Source organism: Streptomyces sp. NPDC047043, assembly GCF_040644055.1.
Classification (GTDB): Bacteria; Actinomycetota; Actinomycetes; order Streptomycetales; family Streptomycetaceae; genus Streptomyces.
Genome location: NZ_JBEYVO010000021.1, coordinates 26,955 through 42,939, shown reverse-complemented (window position 1 = coordinate 42,939; position 15,985 = coordinate 26,955). Strand labels below are relative to the sequence as shown.

The 15,985-nt window shown below is 71.2% G+C and carries 10 protein-coding genes; 5 read left to right on the top strand and 5 right to left on the bottom strand.

Features of this window, described 5'->3' with window-relative positions:
* Positions 1 to 185 precede the first annotated feature (185 nt).
* The 4 genes from ABZ880_RS30420 to ABZ880_RS30405 form a co-directional block, all read right to left on the bottom strand.
* Positions 186 to 1,196, bottom strand: coding sequence for an AvrD family protein (locus ABZ880_RS30420; protein ID WP_361269076.1), 1,011 nt, complete (start codon positions 1,194 to 1,196; stop codon positions 186 to 188).
* A gap of 270 nt (positions 1,197 to 1,466) precedes the next feature.
* The gene (locus tag ABZ880_RS30415) at positions 1,467 to 1,952 is read right to left on the bottom strand and encodes a MarR family winged helix-turn-helix transcriptional regulator (RefSeq protein ID WP_361269073.1); all 486 of its coding nucleotides are present in this window, start codon (positions 1,950 to 1,952) and stop codon (positions 1,467 to 1,469) included.
* A 178-nt stretch (positions 1,953 to 2,130) separates the two neighbouring features.
* Complete coding sequence (locus ABZ880_RS30410; protein ID WP_361269070.1) at positions 2,131 to 3,879, bottom strand: MFS transporter; 1,749 nt, start codon at positions 3,877 to 3,879, stop codon at positions 2,131 to 2,133.
* Positions 3,880 to 4,188: 309 nt separating this feature from the next.
* Complete coding sequence (locus tag ABZ880_RS30405) at positions 4,189 to 4,776, bottom strand: hypothetical protein (protein ID WP_361269068.1); 588 nt, start codon at positions 4,774 to 4,776, stop codon at positions 4,189 to 4,191.
* A 325-nt stretch (positions 4,777 to 5,101) separates the two neighbouring features.
* Here ABZ880_RS30405 and ABZ880_RS30400 point away from each other — a divergent pair, with 325 nt between their 5' ends.
* Positions 5,102 to 8,083: an AAA family ATPase gene (locus ABZ880_RS30400; RefSeq protein WP_361269065.1), complete on the top strand. Its 2,982-nt coding sequence runs from the start codon at positions 5,102 to 5,104 to the stop codon at positions 8,081 to 8,083.
* A 114-nt stretch (positions 8,084 to 8,197) separates the two neighbouring features.
* Here the strand turns inward: ABZ880_RS30400 and ABZ880_RS30395 are convergent, their stop codons facing one another.
* The gene (locus ABZ880_RS30395; RefSeq protein ID WP_361269063.1) at positions 8,198 to 8,779 is read right to left on the bottom strand and encodes a flavoprotein; all 582 of its coding nucleotides are present in this window, start codon (positions 8,777 to 8,779) and stop codon (positions 8,198 to 8,200) included.
* Between the two features lie 367 nt (positions 8,780 to 9,146).
* On the opposite strand from ABZ880_RS30395, the gene ABZ880_RS30390 reads away from it, so the two are divergent.
* From ABZ880_RS30390 to ABZ880_RS30375, 4 genes are all read left to right on the top strand, one after another.
* Complete coding sequence (locus ABZ880_RS30390) at positions 9,147 to 10,319, top strand: hypothetical protein (RefSeq protein WP_361269061.1); 1,173 nt, start codon at positions 9,147 to 9,149, stop codon at positions 10,317 to 10,319.
* 355 nt (positions 10,320 to 10,674) lie between these two features.
* Positions 10,675 to 12,807 (top strand): tetratricopeptide repeat protein, encoded by a 2,133-nt coding sequence (locus ABZ880_RS30385; protein WP_361269059.1) that lies wholly within the window; start codon positions 10,675 to 10,677, stop codon positions 12,805 to 12,807.
* A complete protein-coding gene (locus tag ABZ880_RS30380) occupies positions 12,804 to 13,379 on the top strand; it encodes a flavin reductase family protein (protein ID WP_361269057.1) in 576 nt (191 codons plus the stop codon). Before ABZ880_RS30385 ends, ABZ880_RS30380 begins: the two co-directional genes overlap by 4 nt.
* Before the next feature lie 1,010 nt (positions 13,380 to 14,389).
* Complete coding sequence (locus tag ABZ880_RS30375) at positions 14,390 to 15,472, top strand: AI-2E family transporter (RefSeq protein ID WP_361269483.1); 1,083 nt, start codon at positions 14,390 to 14,392, stop codon at positions 15,470 to 15,472.
* Positions 15,473 to 15,985: the final 513 nt, after the last annotated feature.

Genomic DNA, 15,985 nt, shown 5'->3' with positions numbered 1-15,985 from the left:
TGATTTCATCCCCCGTGCTGTTGCTGCAATTTTTGTGATGCCGAGCCTTCCGAGGCCGGCTGGCCGCGCCATTCCTTTTCTGGCCTTTCCCTGAATGCCGTGCACATGACGATGTACCGGTGGAATGACGCGGTCGGCTGTGGCGCCGGAAAGGGCTGCCCGCGCGGCGGGCGTGGTGCGTGCGGTCAGGCGGCGGTGGGCAGCCGGTGGGCGAGTGAACAGCGGCCGCTGATGCCCGAGAAGTCGTCGACGGTCAGCTCCGCGGTGCGCCAGGTCTCCCCGCCCATGGTGAGCAGCCGGGTGCCGGCGGTGCGGACGGTGGTTGCGAAGTGGCGGCCCAGAGGCCGTACCGGCGTCTGAGTGTCGATGACGAAGCGCCGCATCCAGAGCGTGTTGGTGCTGCTGCGGGTCAGGCCGTCCTGTGCGTAGAGCAGGGCCTGGGCCAGCTGGGCCACGCCCACGAGCGCGTCGACCGGCGAGACGGAAGGCCCGTAGGCGGCTTCCGCCCCGAGCGCCTCGTTGTTCGGCTGTGCGGTGACGACGCGTTGACGGCCTTGGATGCGTTGCCGTTCGAGATCGACGTGGACGTGCTCCGCGTACTGGTTGCGGTTCTTGTAGCCCTCGCCGTAGTGCCGGGCGCTCGCCGGACCCAGGGCCTGCGCGGCGTCGGCGAAGGTCGCCGGGCCTTCGGCCTTGCCGCCGTGTTCGTGTACGAGCGTGCAGCGCACACGCAGTCCGCCGACCCGACAGTCGAACGTCGTGCTTCCGCTCGTACGACCGGACTCCGGTCCGTCACAGGCCACGAGCCGGCCTTCGACGGGGAAGTCCGCGAGGTCCTCGTGCGGAGCGCTCCCTGCGCGGACGTCGGCCTGCCGCAGCCAGGTGCGGCGCTGTTGAGCGGCCGTCAGACCGAAGGCCCGGCCGAGGTGCACCTCGGCCAGCGTCACGGCCAGTACGAGTGCGTCGATGCTGCTGAGATGCGGCCGCAGCTCGCCGTTGCCCGACTTGCGGGACCAGTCCTGCGGATAGGCCAGGGTGCCCCGTGCCGTGACGAGTGCCCCCGGTTGGTCCGAGCCGTCGGTGGTGATGTCCTTGAGGTCCTGGACGACTCGCTTGTACCCGGTTCCGAAGAAGCGCGTGGTGCCTGGACCGAGGCAGCTGTCAAAAGATCCGTAGATTAAATCCGTGCTGCTCATTCCCCCGTGTACCTCTCCCCGTGTTGCGGGCGTGATGCCCGTGTACCGGAGCCGTCCTGGAGCGGTCGGCTCTGGACACGAAAACACTAACACGTTCGAGTTGGCGCAGAGTAAAGACTCAAGGGGGCCTGTGATGCTCTCCACAATTCCGCGGAAAGGTGTATCAGGGAGCGGACCAATTAATTCCGCAAAAAGCCTTCCGGGGTGGATTTCAGAATTCCAGTAAAGTGGAGAGTTGAAATCCGCGCATGAGGAAAGGCAGAGAGTGGATCACTCGCAGGCGATCACGCGCGGCCAGCGATCGGCGAGCAGCTCCCCGAGCAGGGTCCGCAGCCGGTCGCGGTCGGTTGCGGGTACGGCGGCCAGGAAGTCCCGCTCCACCTGGTCGACGGCGTGTCCGGCGCGCTCGAGAGCCTCGCGGCCGCCGTCGGTCAGGCTCAGGATGTACCGCCTGCGGTCCGCGGGGTTTCGCCGACGCTCGACGTGGCCCGCGCCCTCCATCTCGTCGACCAGCGCGACCATGGTGGTCGGGTCCAGGTTGAGCAGTCGGCTCAGGTCCTGCTGGGACAGGCTGAGGCCGCTTTCCAGGGCTGCCAGGACGTAGAAGTAGCGCATGCGCATACCCTGCGCGGCCAGGGCCCGCTCGGCATCCTCCATCAGGAGCACGCCGGCCTTGTGCAGCAGGTATCCGGTCCTGCGGACGAGGGGCAGGTCGAGTCCGGCGGGTTCCGCCGGGCTGGGCGTCGCCTGTGTCATACGGTCCGCTCCCCTTGTCGCTGAGGTGACCGTGCCCGGCAGGCAGACAACCGTTGGCCGCGCCGAGCGTCTCCTGTGCCGATCGTCGGTCTTTTGCAGGGTACTGGGCGTGTCCGTCGGCCTCCAAGGCCGGGCAGCCGCGCCCCCTCGACGCGGCTGCCCGGTCGCTGCGCCCCCCTCAGCGCGGCTCGGTGGCCGGTTCCTGACCGAGGCCCATGGCGGGTGCGACAGGCCCGGCGGTGTCGCCGGGGCTCTCGTGACCGTGGGCGCCGACGCTGCCCGCGCCCACCTGCACAACCGTCTGCGCACCGTCACGGTTGTCCACCCGGGCGCTGTCCTGGTTCTCCATGCGCGCACTCTCGTGCAGGTCCCGGGTGCGTACGAAGGCAAATCCCACGAAAGCACCGACGGCAGCGACGGCGGCGCAGACGAGCATGACGTCGGTCAGTCCGTCCACGAAGGCGGTGCGTGCCGCCTGGTCGAGGGCGGGGACCAGCTGCCGGGGTGCACGGCTCAGCGCCTCGGCTCCACCGCCCGCCGCGACCGCCTCCCCGAACTTGTGGGCGGCCGGGCCCAGTTGACGTCCGGCCTCGGACCCGACGAACAGGTCCGTGACGCGGCTGTGGAACACGGCGCCGAAGCCGGCGATGCCGATGGCGACGCCCACCTGCTGGAACGTCTCGCTGATGCCCGAGGCCATGCCCGCCTTGGACGGCTCGACGACGGCGATGGACAGCGAGGCGCGGGAGGGGTTGAACAGGCCCATCCCCACGCCGATCCCGAACATGCTCGGCAGCAGCGCGGTCCACGGGGTGTCCGGGCCGGTGAGCGCGACGAGGGCAAGCCCGACCGCGATGAGCGTGAGCGAGACCCCCATGAGCAGCCGTTGCGGCACCCGGGTCGTCAGCGAGCCGGCGGCCGCGGCCGCCACGAACAGGGTCAGCGTCAGCGGGAGGAAGCGCAGGCCCGTCTCCCAGGGCGAAAACGCCAGCACGTTCTGCACGTAGGAGACCAGGAGGAAGATCGCGGACATGGTCGCGGCCGCGCACAGCAGCGTGACGGCCGAGACCCCATTGAACGTGACGTTCCTGAACAACGACAGCTGGAGCATGGCCTGTTCACCACGCTGCCGCTCGACCAGGGTGAACACGACGAGCAGGACGACGGCGGCGGCGAACATGGCGACGATCGGCGCGCTGGCCCACCCTTCGGTCTCACCGCGCAGCAGCCCCAGCACGAGCAGGCTCAACGCACCGGAGAACAGAACCAGCCCCCACCAGTCGAGAGCGGTCTGCGACTCCTGCCGCCACTCACGCATCCGCAACAGGCTGATGACCAGAGCGATCAGACCGACCGGGACGTTGACGAGGAAGATCCACCGCCAGCCGAGTCCGTCGGTGAGCGCGCCGCCGATCAGCGGTCCGAACGCGATGGACAGGCCGACGACACCCCCGAAGATGCCGAAGGCCTTGCCGCGGTCCCTGCCCCGGTACTCCTGGCCGATCAGCGCGGGACCGACGGCGAACAGGACGGCGCCGCCCAGGCCCTGGACGCCGCGGGCGACAGAGAGACTGACGGCGTCGCCGGCGAGACCGCACGCGAGCGAGGCCAGCAGGAAGACGACGAAGCCGACGTTGAAGACGCGCTTGCGGCCCAGCCGGTCGGCCAGGGACCCGGCCGTCAGCAGCACTGCGGCGAGCCCCAGCGCGTAGGCGTCCAGCACCCACTGCAGCGAGGTGAAGCTCGCGTCGAAGGCCTGCCGGATGTCCGGGAGCGCGACGTTCACCACGGTCAGGTCGAGCAGCAGCATGAACGTGGCCACGCACACGACGGCCAGCGTCCATCCCCGCGCGCCATCGGCCCCGTCGGTGCTGTCCGCCCCGGCGTCAGGAGCCTGCTGCGGCACCTGGGTCGTTCGTTCCTTCATCTTTCCCCCGAGCCTCAATGATCAAGTTTCTCAATCGTCGGAAATATCGATGATTTGAAAAGCTATGAATCTGCCGGGCGGCCTGTCAACGCCTTCGCGGTCTTTCGGCCAGCACCCGGCTGGAAGACGCGGGTGGCTCGCACCGGCTCGTTGGCGGAGGGGGCGCCGTCTGGCGGTGCCTCGGGCGGGAGCGGCGGGGGAGAGGCAACTACGCCCGCGGCTCGGGGCTTTCGGCGCTTTCCTCCGGCGACCGCGCTGACACCCGACACGACCCGGCAAACCGTCCCGGGCGCAGCACCCGGGCCGCACTCACCCTGGCGCGGTGCTGTCACCCGGAGGCCGGCGGAGCAGGTGCAGACAGACGACCGAGGCGAGGACGGTCCGCCGTTCGGAGGCGTCCAGGCGCGGGTCCATCTCGACAAGGTACTGCTGCAACCCGATCCACGAGTCGATGGTGCTCACCGTGGCCCGGCCGAGAAGCTCCGGCGCCGGGCCCTCTTCCGGATCGGTCTCCGTGAGATGCCATTGCGTGAACAGCAGACCCGGCCGCGAGAGGAGGAGTGGGCGTCCCTGCTCCGTCCGCAGGCTCAGCTGCCGGGTCTTGGTGAGTCCACGGGCACCGGCGGTGCCGACCTGCCGGTCCGCGGCGTCGGTGAAGCGGAACTCCACCGGCCCGAACTGCTCGATACGGACGAGGAACTCGCCGGACGTCTTCGTGAGGACGGAGTGCGTGTCGTCGGCGCACATGAGCTGGGCGAGCGGGGTCCCCTCCACGGTGGACACGGCCAGGGCGGGGCCCACGTATCTGCGCCACCGTGAACGCTTCGGCTGCCCCACCACGACGGCTTCCAGCTCGAACAGACTGGGTTCCGTCGCCCAACTTCCTTCCCCCGCCACGGCTTCCCCCTCGTCCGAGTACGTCGACTGTGACTCAAAAACCCGCCAGACTCCCATCCCCCGGGCAGACATCTGGTCATCGCTGCCCAAGCCGCCCTTCCCGTGATCGCTCCAGGTTCCTCCCCACACCTGCAACACGCCGGCTCCGGCCCGGACGATCCGACGCGACGGCAGGAGTCCGCTGGGCGGAACCCGGAGTGACGGGTGCCGGCGGTGAATCCACACTGCCCGGTGCGCGGCGGGCCGATGCATCCATCCGCACGGGTCGCCGCTCCGAACAGCACATGACGGTCACGTCAGGACACGAGCTGATCGCGGGGGAGCGATGTCGGCAGTGCGCAAGGACGACTTATCGATCTGTGTGGGCCGTGAAGAAGAACTCCGCCTGCTGGAGGAGGCGTTGGACGGGGCGCGGCGGGGACTGGGCACGGCGGTCCTGCTGACCGGCGAGGACGGCATCGGCAAGTCCCGGCTGGTGGCGGAGGCGACGGAGTCGGCCCGGGGCCGGGGCATGCGCGTGCTGCTCGGCCGGGGCAGCCCGGTCAGCCCCGCCGTACCGTTGCGGCCCCTCAGCGAGGCCCTGGCCTGTCTCTTCCGCGAGGGCGAAGGCCCGGACATCCGGACGCTGGGGCCGTATCGCGCCGTGCTCGGTCGTGTCGTACCCGAATACGCGCACTTACGGTCAGGCACCGCAGAGCAGCCTTCCGGGCTTCGGGAGGAGGACGGAACCGTCGTCGGCGTCCACCGTCCGCAGGACTCGCCCGTGGCCCTGGCCGAGTCCGTGTTGCGCCTGGTGTCCGCGGCCGGAGCGGGTTCGGGGAGCCTGCTCGTTCTGGAGGACCTGCACGATGCCGATCGGGCGACGCTGGCCGTGGTGGAGTACCTCGCGGACAACATTGCCGGGCAGGGCATCGTGCTGCTGGTCACCTTCCGATCCGGCCCGGGTGCACCGTGGGACCTCGCCCGGGCCCTGGCGCGGCGCCGTGCGGGCACACTGCTGATCCTGCGCGGGCTGAGCCGGACCGAGGTGGCGCGGCTCGCGGCGTCCTGCCTCGGCATCGGCAGCGACGCGGTGCCGTACGACGTCGTGGAACGGCTGTATGTGGACAGCGGCGGAAACCCGTTCGTCGCCGAGGAGTTGCTGCGCACCCTGGTCGGCACCGGCGGGCTCGTGACCGGCCCGCAGGGCTGCCGGCTGGTGGCAGGGGTGCGTTGTCCCGTGCCTGCGGCGGTCGAGCACAGCATCGCGCGGCGAGCGGCACGGCTCGGGCCGGAGGGACACCGGCTGCTGTCCGCCGCGGCGGTGATCGGCGAAAGGTTCCCGGTGTCGGTGCTGCGCCAGGCGTGGGGACTGACCGAGGCGCAGCTGTTCGCGCAGTTGCGCGCGGCGGGGACGGCGGGGCTGATCACGGCGGACGACCGTGCCTGCGAGTGGTACGGCTTCCACGGTGCGCTGACCGCCGCAGCGCTGTTGGGGCAGCTCACGCCGGCGGATCGGGCCGCGCTGGCCCGCCGCACCGCCGAGGCGGTGGCCGAACTGCATTCCGGGCTTCCGGGCCGGTGGTGCCCCTTCGCCGCCGAACTCCGGCTGTCTGCCGGCGACCGGCCGGGGGCCGCGTCGCTGTTCGCCACGGCCGGCCGCCGGGCCCTGTCGGCGGGGCGGGTCTCCATCGCAGTGGAACAACTCACGCGGGCATGGGAGTTGCTCGGCGAGGCCGACGAACCGCAGGTGCGGATCGACGTCCTCGATGAGCTGCTGGTCGCGCTGGCGGAGAGCGGGCGGACCGATCGCGGCCTGCGACTCGCCTCCACGCTGGACGAGTTGGACGGGCCCGGGGTGGCGGGGGTTCATGTGGCGCGACTGCACACGCGGCTGGCCTGGCTGTGGCACGCCGACGGGCGGCCGGCGGTGGGGCTTGCCCATGTGGACGCCGGACGCTGCGCGTTGGGCCCGGAGGCGGAGGACAGGCACACCGCCGCGCTCGATGCGGTCGAGGCCGAGTTGACGGTCCACGCCCCGCCGACGGCCGGTCGGCTCGCCGAACAGGCCACGGACAAGGCCGAGCGCACCGGACTGCCGGCCGTCGCCTGCCGGGCCTGGCGGGTACGGGGTCAACTCGCCTTGCAGCGAGGCTCGCAGGAGGCGTCGCACTGCTTCACCCGGATGCGCACCCTCGCCGAGGCCCATGAACTGCCGCTGTGGCGGCTGCACGCCATGCTGCAACTCGCCGGCCAGCATTGGCTGGTGGACGGCGAACGCAACGCCCTGCTGCGTGTGCGCCGGCAGGCCTGGCACGTCGGAGCGCGGGCGGTGCGCACCTCCGCCGACCTCGTGCTTGCGCTGGATCATGTGCTGCGGGGCGAGTACGCGCAGGCCCGGCGCCTGACCGACGCCTACCGGGCGCGGGAGGAACAGCCGGGGCTCACCGGCGGCGACGTGCACGTCCTGGCGGCGGTACGGGCCATCAGCGCGGCCCACCAGGGCAGGCGCGATGTGCTGGAAGAGTTCCTGGGCGCGTCGTTCGGCACCGGCGCACCGTGCTCGCCGTGGGCGTCGCTGGCCCAGGGGCTGGGCGGGGTCGTCTGCGCGCTGCTGGAGGAGGACCGTGACCTGGCCCGGCTGACGCTGGAGCGGGCGACGGCCGGGAACGCCGTACGTCCGGCGCCGTATCCCCTGACCGGACAGTACGGCCTGGCCCTGCTCCTGGAGGCGCTGGCCGCCGACGCGGACCCCGACCGCCCCGACCCGCCGGACCCGGGCGAGGCGGGCCGACTTCGCTGGAACGCGCAGTTCGTGCTGCTGGCCCGGGCCGTCAGGCTGGGGCGGCACGGACGTGGCGACGAGGCGGCCGACGCCGTGTTGAACGCCGGGGCACTGGCGAAGCCGTTTCCGCCGGCCGCGCATCTCGGACTGCGCCTGGTCGCCGAGGCCGCGCTGGCGGACGGCTGGGGCGATCCGGTGCCCTGGCTGCGCGGGGCCGAACAGTACTTCCACGGGGCGGGAGTTGCGGCCGTGGCCGGGGCCTGCCGCAGTCTGCTGCGGCGCGCCGGTGCGGTGGTGTCCCACCGTCACACCGCCGACGGGCGGGTCCCGCAGCCGTTGCGCCTGCTCGGCGTGACGCCACGGGAGTACGAGGTGCTGCGGCTGCTGGCCGACCGGCTCGACAACCGCGCGCTGGCCGCCCGGCTGTTCATCTCGCCGCGCACCGTCGAGAAACACGTCGCCAGCCTGATCATCAAGACCGATCAGGGCAACCGGGCGGCGCTCAACGTGTATGCGGCCCGGATCCGGCACGCCGAGGGATGAGGCGGACACGGACACGGTAGGGCCAGGTGATGACCGGCAGGGCACGAGAGACGGTCGGCGGATACGCGCCGCCGGGTGGCCGAGCCTCCTGACGGCTTGGCCTGGCCGGGCCGATCAGCCGACCGTCGGTCCCTCGTCCTGCCCGTCGTCCACCAGCGTCTTCTCCAGCCAGGCGAAGACGGTCGACGCCGTCTCGTCCGGCGCGGGCATCGTGATGCCCACCGCGTTCTCGCGCCGCCACAGCTCGAAGACCACCTGCTCCTGCGGCTCCACGACCGTATGGCCGTCGGCTCGCAGTACGGCGACGTGGCGGCGGATGGGCTCCTTGGTCCACATGGTGCGGTTCATGTTCGGGAAGAACAGCACCGGGCGTTCGGCGGCCAGCAGGGCGGTCTGGGCCGGGGTCGCGGCCAGGCCGAGGGCCGCGGAGGCGAGTGTGTTCGCCGTGGCCGGCAGCACGACGACGGCCGCGGAGCGCTTGGCGAACTCGACAGGGTTCAGGGCGGGATCATCGCTGGTGTAGGACTCGTCGGCATACCAGGCGACGAGTTGGGGCTGGACGAACCGGGTGGCGTCGGCGGTGAGCAGGACCCGCAGGCCGAGGTCGATCTCCTGGCGCAGCCACGTCAGGTACAGGGGCAGCTGACTCGCCGCGCTGGAGCCGCAGACGATGACTGAGAGGGCGTCGTCTCGCATGCCCTCCACCCTGCGGCACCGGGTCCGTGTCCCGCATGGGGGTGCGACCCCCATCTGCGGCCGTCGGCGGCCGACCGAAGATGGGGGCGCTCTACCCATGTGCCGCGGCGGGCCCGCTGCCAGTGTTGGCTGCCGAGCCGCCCACCCGGCGGTGCTCCGCACGATCGGCACCAGCTACCCCGGGGAGGTGAAACCCATGAAGAAGATCACCGTTCGCAAGACCGGCTCCATCAAGCTCACGTCGTCCGCGTCGGCCTACACGTTCGTCGGCTGCTGACGCCGCCTGTCCGCACCCCCCTCCGCCGTCCCGCGGCGGGCGGGGGTGCGGCTCTTCCGCACCGCAATGCCGAGGAGGTCCGCGACGCCCATGCCGGCCATCGAATTCCACCCGTTGACCTTCGTCGACGAGCGCGACGGCGTCGTCGTGGGACGTCCCGACACCGAGTCCTACGCCGTGCTGCCCCACGACGGCGCGGCCCTGCTGCGTCGGCTCGCCGCCGGCCACCCGGCCGATGAGGCGGCCCGGTGGTACCTGGGGGAGTTCGGCGAGAGCGTCGACATCGGCGACTTCGTGTCCACCCTGCGCGAGCTGGGCTTCGTCAGGGAGGGGTCGCAGCCGGCGCCGGCGCCGCCTCGGCTGCGGATGCTGCGGCTCGGCGCGTGGACCTTCTCCTTCCCGGCCTGGGTCGTCCACACGACCCTGGTCGTGACCTGCGTGGCCGTCATGGTTGCGCATCCCCGGGTACGGCCCCACGCGGACGCCGTGTTCTTCACACCGTCCCTCGTTGTGGTCCAACTGACGCTGGCGCTCGCCCAGTTGCCGGCCCTCGCCTGGCACGAGTTGTTCCATGTCCTGGCCGGGCGGCGGCTGGGACTGCCGACTCGGCTGTCGGTGAGCCGGCGGCTGTTCTTCGTGGTCGTGGAGGCCCACCTCGACGGTCTGTACAGCGTCCCGAGGAAGAAGCGCTATCTGCCGTTCCTGGCGGGCATGGTCGCTGACGTCCTGTTGTTCAGCGTCCTCACCCTGGTGGGGGCCGCGGGGTCGGGCTGGGCCTGCCGGTTGGCACTCGCCGTCGCGTACACCGTCCTGCTGCGGCTCGTCTGGCAGTTCTACGTCTTCTTGCGCACCGATCTGTACTACGTGTTCACCACCCTGCTGGGCTGCGACGACCTGCACGGCGCCACCTCTGCCTACCTCCGGCGCAAGGCGAGCCGGCTGCCGGGCATCCGGCATGCCGATGCCGACGCCGACTACGGCGCCGAATCCGCCTGGTCGGAGCGCGACCGCCAGGTGGCGCCCTGGTTCGCGCTGCTCACTGTCGGCGGTGTCGGCTTCCTCCTGGCGACCGCCGTACTCGCCCTCGTCCCCTTGCTGGTGGGCTTCGTGACGCGGCTCGGCCCGGCCCTGGCACACGGCACGGCAGGCGGCGGCCGCTTCTGGGACTCCGCCACGTCGGTCGGCCTCTTCGCCGCCGAGTTCACGCTCCTGATCCTGGTCTCTCGCCGCGAGGCGTCGCGTTCCGGTACCGACTCATCCTGAAGGAAGACTCTTGACCTCCTCCCCTTCGTGAACGAAGGGGATTCCTTCCCTCGCGGGTTGGGCTTTCTGCTTCACAGCCCGCAGCCACCTGGGGTTACCAGCAAGGGACGGTGTACCGCCCATGGTCTTACGCAAGCTCCACAGACCTGACTTCCCGCCAGCCCGGCGGTAGACCCGGACGGCTTGGTTGTCGCCGACCGGGCACTACCGACCCTATCACCCGATCAGCATCACTCCTGACGCTCGGTGACGAACGGTCTTTCGCCCTGGGGGCGAAACCCCGCTCCCTGCCCTGCTCCGCAGGAGTCCGTTTCCTCCCCCGCCTGAACGCGGGGGTATCCACGGAGGAATCCTGATGAACACCCACCTGTGGCGCTCCGACCCCACCGGATCGGGCGACGAACCGGCCGACGTGACGGTCGGCTGCCACCGCCGGCTGCGCGGCCCGTACACCGGAGCGGGATCCCTGGTCCGTGCCCTGGTCCCGGACGCGTACGAGCGATGGCCCGAGTTGGTGCGGACGCACGCCATCGAGATCCTCACGATGGCCCCGGAACTCAAGGAGCGCATCGGTGCCGCACCGGAGACCCTCACCTCACTGGCCGTCCCCGAGGAACGGACCCGTATCTACGCCGCCGCGCGCACCCGCCGACTCGCCCACGGACTGGTCGAGTTCCTCCACTCCTACACGAGCCTGCGGGGATCCGGGCCGCTCGGACTGTGCTTCACGGACGTCGACGAGGCCGACCACACCGACCAGGAATTCCTCGCCATCCTGCTCCGGCGCACGCAGGGCGTGCCGATCTCGGTCACCGTCGGCAGCCGCGGCGGTGACCTGCCGGACGAACTGGTCTCGGCCTTCGCCCGGTACACGACCCGGCTCACCCCCACCGACACGGCGACCACCACCACCGCCCGGGCGAGCGTGGACCAGGCCCAGTTGCTGAGCGCGTACATCACCTCCGACGGAACCTCCGACGACCCCCGCGCGCTGGCCGCCTACGAAGCCGCCGACCCGGGCCTGCGCGCCCGGCTGCACGACGAACGCGCCGCCCTGCTGCTGCGCGAGGGCGACTGGAGCCTGCGTCTGGGCGCCGTCCCCTACCATCTGGAACGCGGAACCGACCCGGCGGGAGCCGGCGGCGAGGCCCTGCACGAGGCCGTCTACTACACCGCCGGTCTGGGCCTGTGGCACGCCGTTCTCGACTACGGCGACCGGGCCAGGGCCATCATTGATCCCGAACAGGCCGAGCGCTACTGGGACTTCAGCGGCAAGATGTCCTCCGCGCTGGCGTTGCTGGGGCGCACACGGGAGGCCGAAAAGCTGTATCTGGAGGTGCGGGCCCGCTACGCCCTGCCCATGGCGCAGATGTTCACCGGCTACGCCATGGCCATGCTCTACACCCGGCTCCACCCGGCGGACCTGCGCGACCACCAGCTGGCCAAGAGCTACCTCAGCAACACGATCACGCTGGCATCCCTGCTGCCCGACGCCGAGCAGCGCAGCTTCCACTCGGTCTTCCAGCGCAACGGCATGGCCCTGGTCGAGATGCACCTGGGCAACCTGCCCGAGGCCCTGCGCCTGGTGGACGCCGGACTCACGCGCCTGGACGCGGAGCTCCCGGCCGACCGGCACCGGCTGCACCGCTCCGTCCTGGTCCACAACCGGGGCCGGGTCCTGGCGGCGCTGGGCCGACTGCCGGCGGCACTGGCGGACCTGACGACGGTCATCGGTCTCGACCCCAACTACCCCGACTACTACTTCGACCGGGCCGAGCTGCTGCACAAGCTGGGCGAGAACGCCGCCGCGCTGGCGGACTACAACACCGCGATCTCGCTCAGCCCCCCGTTCTGGGAAGTGCACTTCAACAGGGCCGACCTGCTGGCCGAGATGGGCGACGCGGAGGCGGCGATCGCCGACCTGCGCCGGGTGGTGGAACTCGAACCCACCGAACTCGACGCCCGCGTCAACCTCATCGGCCTGCTCCTCGAAACCGGGCAGACCAAGCCGGTGGAGCCGCTGCTGCGGGAGGGCCTGCGGCTGACTCCGGACGACGCGCGTCTGTTGCAGGTGCGGGGCCAACTGGCGTGGGAGGCCGGCGCGGCCGAATCCGCCCGTCATGATTTCGACCTGGCCCTGGAGAACGACCCCGACTGCGTCGCGGCCCTGGCCGGCCGTGCCGCGCTCGCCTTCGACTCCGGAGACGTCGAAACGGCGCAGCGCGACCTGACCCGGGCCGTCGAACTCGATCCGGACGACCCCGACCTGCGCTACAACCGGGCCTATGTGCGCCAGGCCGCCGGACTGTGGCAGGCCGCGGTCGACGACTACACCCTCGCGCTCCGACTGCCCGGCGCCGACCACGCCGAGCTGCTGCGTCAACGCTCCGAGTGCTACCGGGAGTTGGGGGACCGCGACGCGGAACAGGCTGACCTGGACGCGGCGCGCACCGCCGCCGGCTCCGCGGTGCCGGCCGGTGCGGCATGAGCCGCCTCCACCCGCCGCAGGACGTGTCCGCAGCGCAGCCCGCTCGGGACGAGCCGGATGTCTCCAACAGGCAGGACAGGGCAGACGGGTCGGACAGGGCGGACGGGGCGGACGAGTTCCACCGGTTCATGCGGACGTGGGCCACCGGAATCACTGTCGTCACCAGTCGGCGGCATGGGCGGTCGGTGGGATGCACGGTGACCGCGTTCACCTCGGTGTCGCTTCGGCCCGCCCTGCTCCTGGTCTGCCTGGCCGACGGCAGCCGCACCCTGGCGACGCTCCGGGCGCGGGGCGTGTTCGGGGTCAACGTGCTCGCCGGCGATCAGACGGCGCTGGCGGGTCACTTCGCCACCGCGCCGGGGGACCGCTTCGCCACCGTCCCTCATCACCTCGTCGACGGCGTACCCCTGCTGGACGCCGCGCTGGCCACGGCCGTCTGCCGGGTGGAGCGCGCCTGCCCCGTGGCCGACCACACACTGGTGCTGGGCCGGCCGAGCCACTACGGCGTCCTCCGCAAGGCCGTCGTGCCCCTGATCCGCTTCAACGGCGCGAGCAGCCCGCTCGGCACCTGAACATCTGCCGGCCGCCGTTCGCGCGCGTGGACGCGATCCCACGTCTGTCAGCGCCGCACCGTCGTACCCCTTGTCCTCTCCCGCGCCGAAGCGGGTGCCTGTCATCCGTCGGCGCGGGCCTGTCCGATCTCCTTGCGTGGTGCGCCGCTCCGCGGCTTCGTGCCCGCGTGTGTGGAGTGGATGCGGCTGTTCGTCGGCGTGGTCGTCACAGGCGATGACCGCATGCGTCGTTGTTTCCGCTCGCAGGAGGAAGACCGCACGGGCGGTGCGGACGCGTTGATCAGCCGTACGGGCCCGGATTGCTGGGCGCTCTGGTTGCTCCGGCGTCCAGGGTGCTGGGCGGTCCGGTGCCGCAGGTGACGGACGTGGTGACGGAGGCCCGGGACGCGACCGGGCCCTTCTGCCTGCCGCCCGTCCGGGTGCCGGTCCTGTCGACCGGTCCGGCGGACCTCAAGGGTCTGGTCTTGGCGGTGCGGCCGGGCCTCGTTGCGCTTCACCGGGGCGCCTCCCGGGACGACGTGGCGCTGCTGGTGAGTCCCTCCCCGAACCGGCGGTTCCGGCGGCCCGGGCGGAGCCTCCGGCGCGGGATGCGACGTAGCACCGGCGCCTGTACCGTGCGTAATCGTCAAAACACGTACAGTGACGCGGCTCCGGGCGGCCAAGCGTCCCCAGCCATCGGACGGCGCAGTCCTGGCATGTGGCGGATCGATCTGCGGTTTTTCTTGTGTCGCTCGCCCCTGTGGTGGGTTCCGTTCTGTCCTGGCTGGTCCGTGAGTCCACCGGCGATTTAGAAGGCCGCCTCTGGGGGGACACGTAGCTGCGTGGTTTCGATGACGTAAGGCGGTGACGTGCAGGTGAGCGATGCCTTGCGTCGGTCGCGCCGACATCCGGGTGCGGGGCCCGGTGGCAGCCGTGGTGCCGGTCGTGGCCGACGGCGGATGCGGTACGTCGTGCTGGGCAGTCGGCCGGCCCGCGGAGTCGGGACGGTGGCCCGTGCGCGCCGGGCGTCAATGCTGCGGCGGGCCGGGGGCGGCGTGGCCGTGCACCACGGGCTGGACGTGGGTGCCGCGTATGCGTGGCGGCTGCTGGTGCTCGGGGCCGCCGCGTACGCGGGTTTCGCGATTCTGGGACGTTTGCAGCTGGTCGCTGTGGCGTTGTTCCTCGCCCTGGTCGTGACCTCCGTCTTGCGTCCACTCGCCGATCTGCTGGCGCGATGGCTGCCGAGGACCCTGGCAGTGGTGGTGAGTGTGGCAGGAAGCCTGATGGCGGTCCTTGGCCTGCTGGCACTGGTCGGTGAACTGGTCGCGAGCGAGTGGGAGCGGCTGGGGCGGGAATTCAGCGGGGGCATCGGGCGCATCGAACGGTGGCTGCAGGGGCCTCCCTTCCACGTGAGTCCCGCGGTGATGTCGGACCTCCAGGGCAAGGTGAGCTCCTTCGTGTCCGAGCACCGCTCCACATTGATCAGCAGCGCTGTGAGCGGTGCGGGGCGCCTCGTGGAGGTGCTTACCGCGGGGGTGCTCGCGCTGTTCTGCTCCCTGTTCTTCATCCACTCCGGCGACAGGTTCTGGCGCTGGTTCCAAGAGGGGCTACCGCAGCGAGCACGGGATCCCTGGGGCCGCGCAGGCGGCGCGGCGTGGCGGACCTTCGCCGGTTACACGCGGGGCATCGTCATTGTGGCGGCCACCAACGCGGTGCTGGTCGGCGTCGCCCTGTTCGTGCTGCGGGTGCCGTTGGCGCTGCCGCTGACTTTGCTGGAGTTCGTCGCCGCGTTCATCCCGCTGGTGGGATCACCTATCGCGTTGGGCGTGGCCACGGTGGTCGCCCTGGCTTCGCGGGGGCCGGCCATCGCGATCGCGGTCCTCGCGCTGATCGTCATCGTCGGCCAGATCGAAGGCCACGTCCTGCATCCGCTGGTGATGAGCTGGGCGGTCCGGCTGCACCCCGTCGTCGTGGCCGTATCCGTCATCGCCGGCGGCATCCTGGCCGGGGTGATCGGCGCGGTCGTGGCGGTGCCGATGGTGTCGGTGGCCTGGGCGGTGCACGGCGAACTGCGCACCCCCGGCCCGGGCAGAGGCGGGTGGGAGCCTGACTGATGCACCGGCGCCGAGGCATCAGCGGCGGTACCGACGACAGAGGACAACCCTCTGGTCCGCGCTGCTCTGCCGCCAACGCAACTCGGCGGGCCCAGGTGGAGCAGACGGCGAAGCCCCGGCCTCTTGCAGCCGGGGCTTCCGAAGACACGAGCGCCGGCTCCGAGCCGAGGCCGCGCCGGCATCAGCCGCTAGCCGCAGTGCCCGACGGCTGCGGGCTTCCGTCCTGGTTGACAGTGGCGAGGGCGGCGGGCACCGGCGCGGAGAACAGCGCCCGCACGGAATCGTTCAGCATGGCTGCCATTCGGGCGAAGCTGTCTGTCCTGCTGGCGGACCGCGGCGCGCCCCATCGGTGGGAGGCCGGTGAAGACGGCCTCGGGCGTCATGACCATGAACCCGAGGCCGCACACCGCATTCCGCAACGTGCCGGTGGGGTAGCGGCTATTTGCGGCCCGCTGGAGCGGAACCGCCGTGGATAGCCCTCCGGATGTGTGACGCGTTCGATCGCGCCGCGCG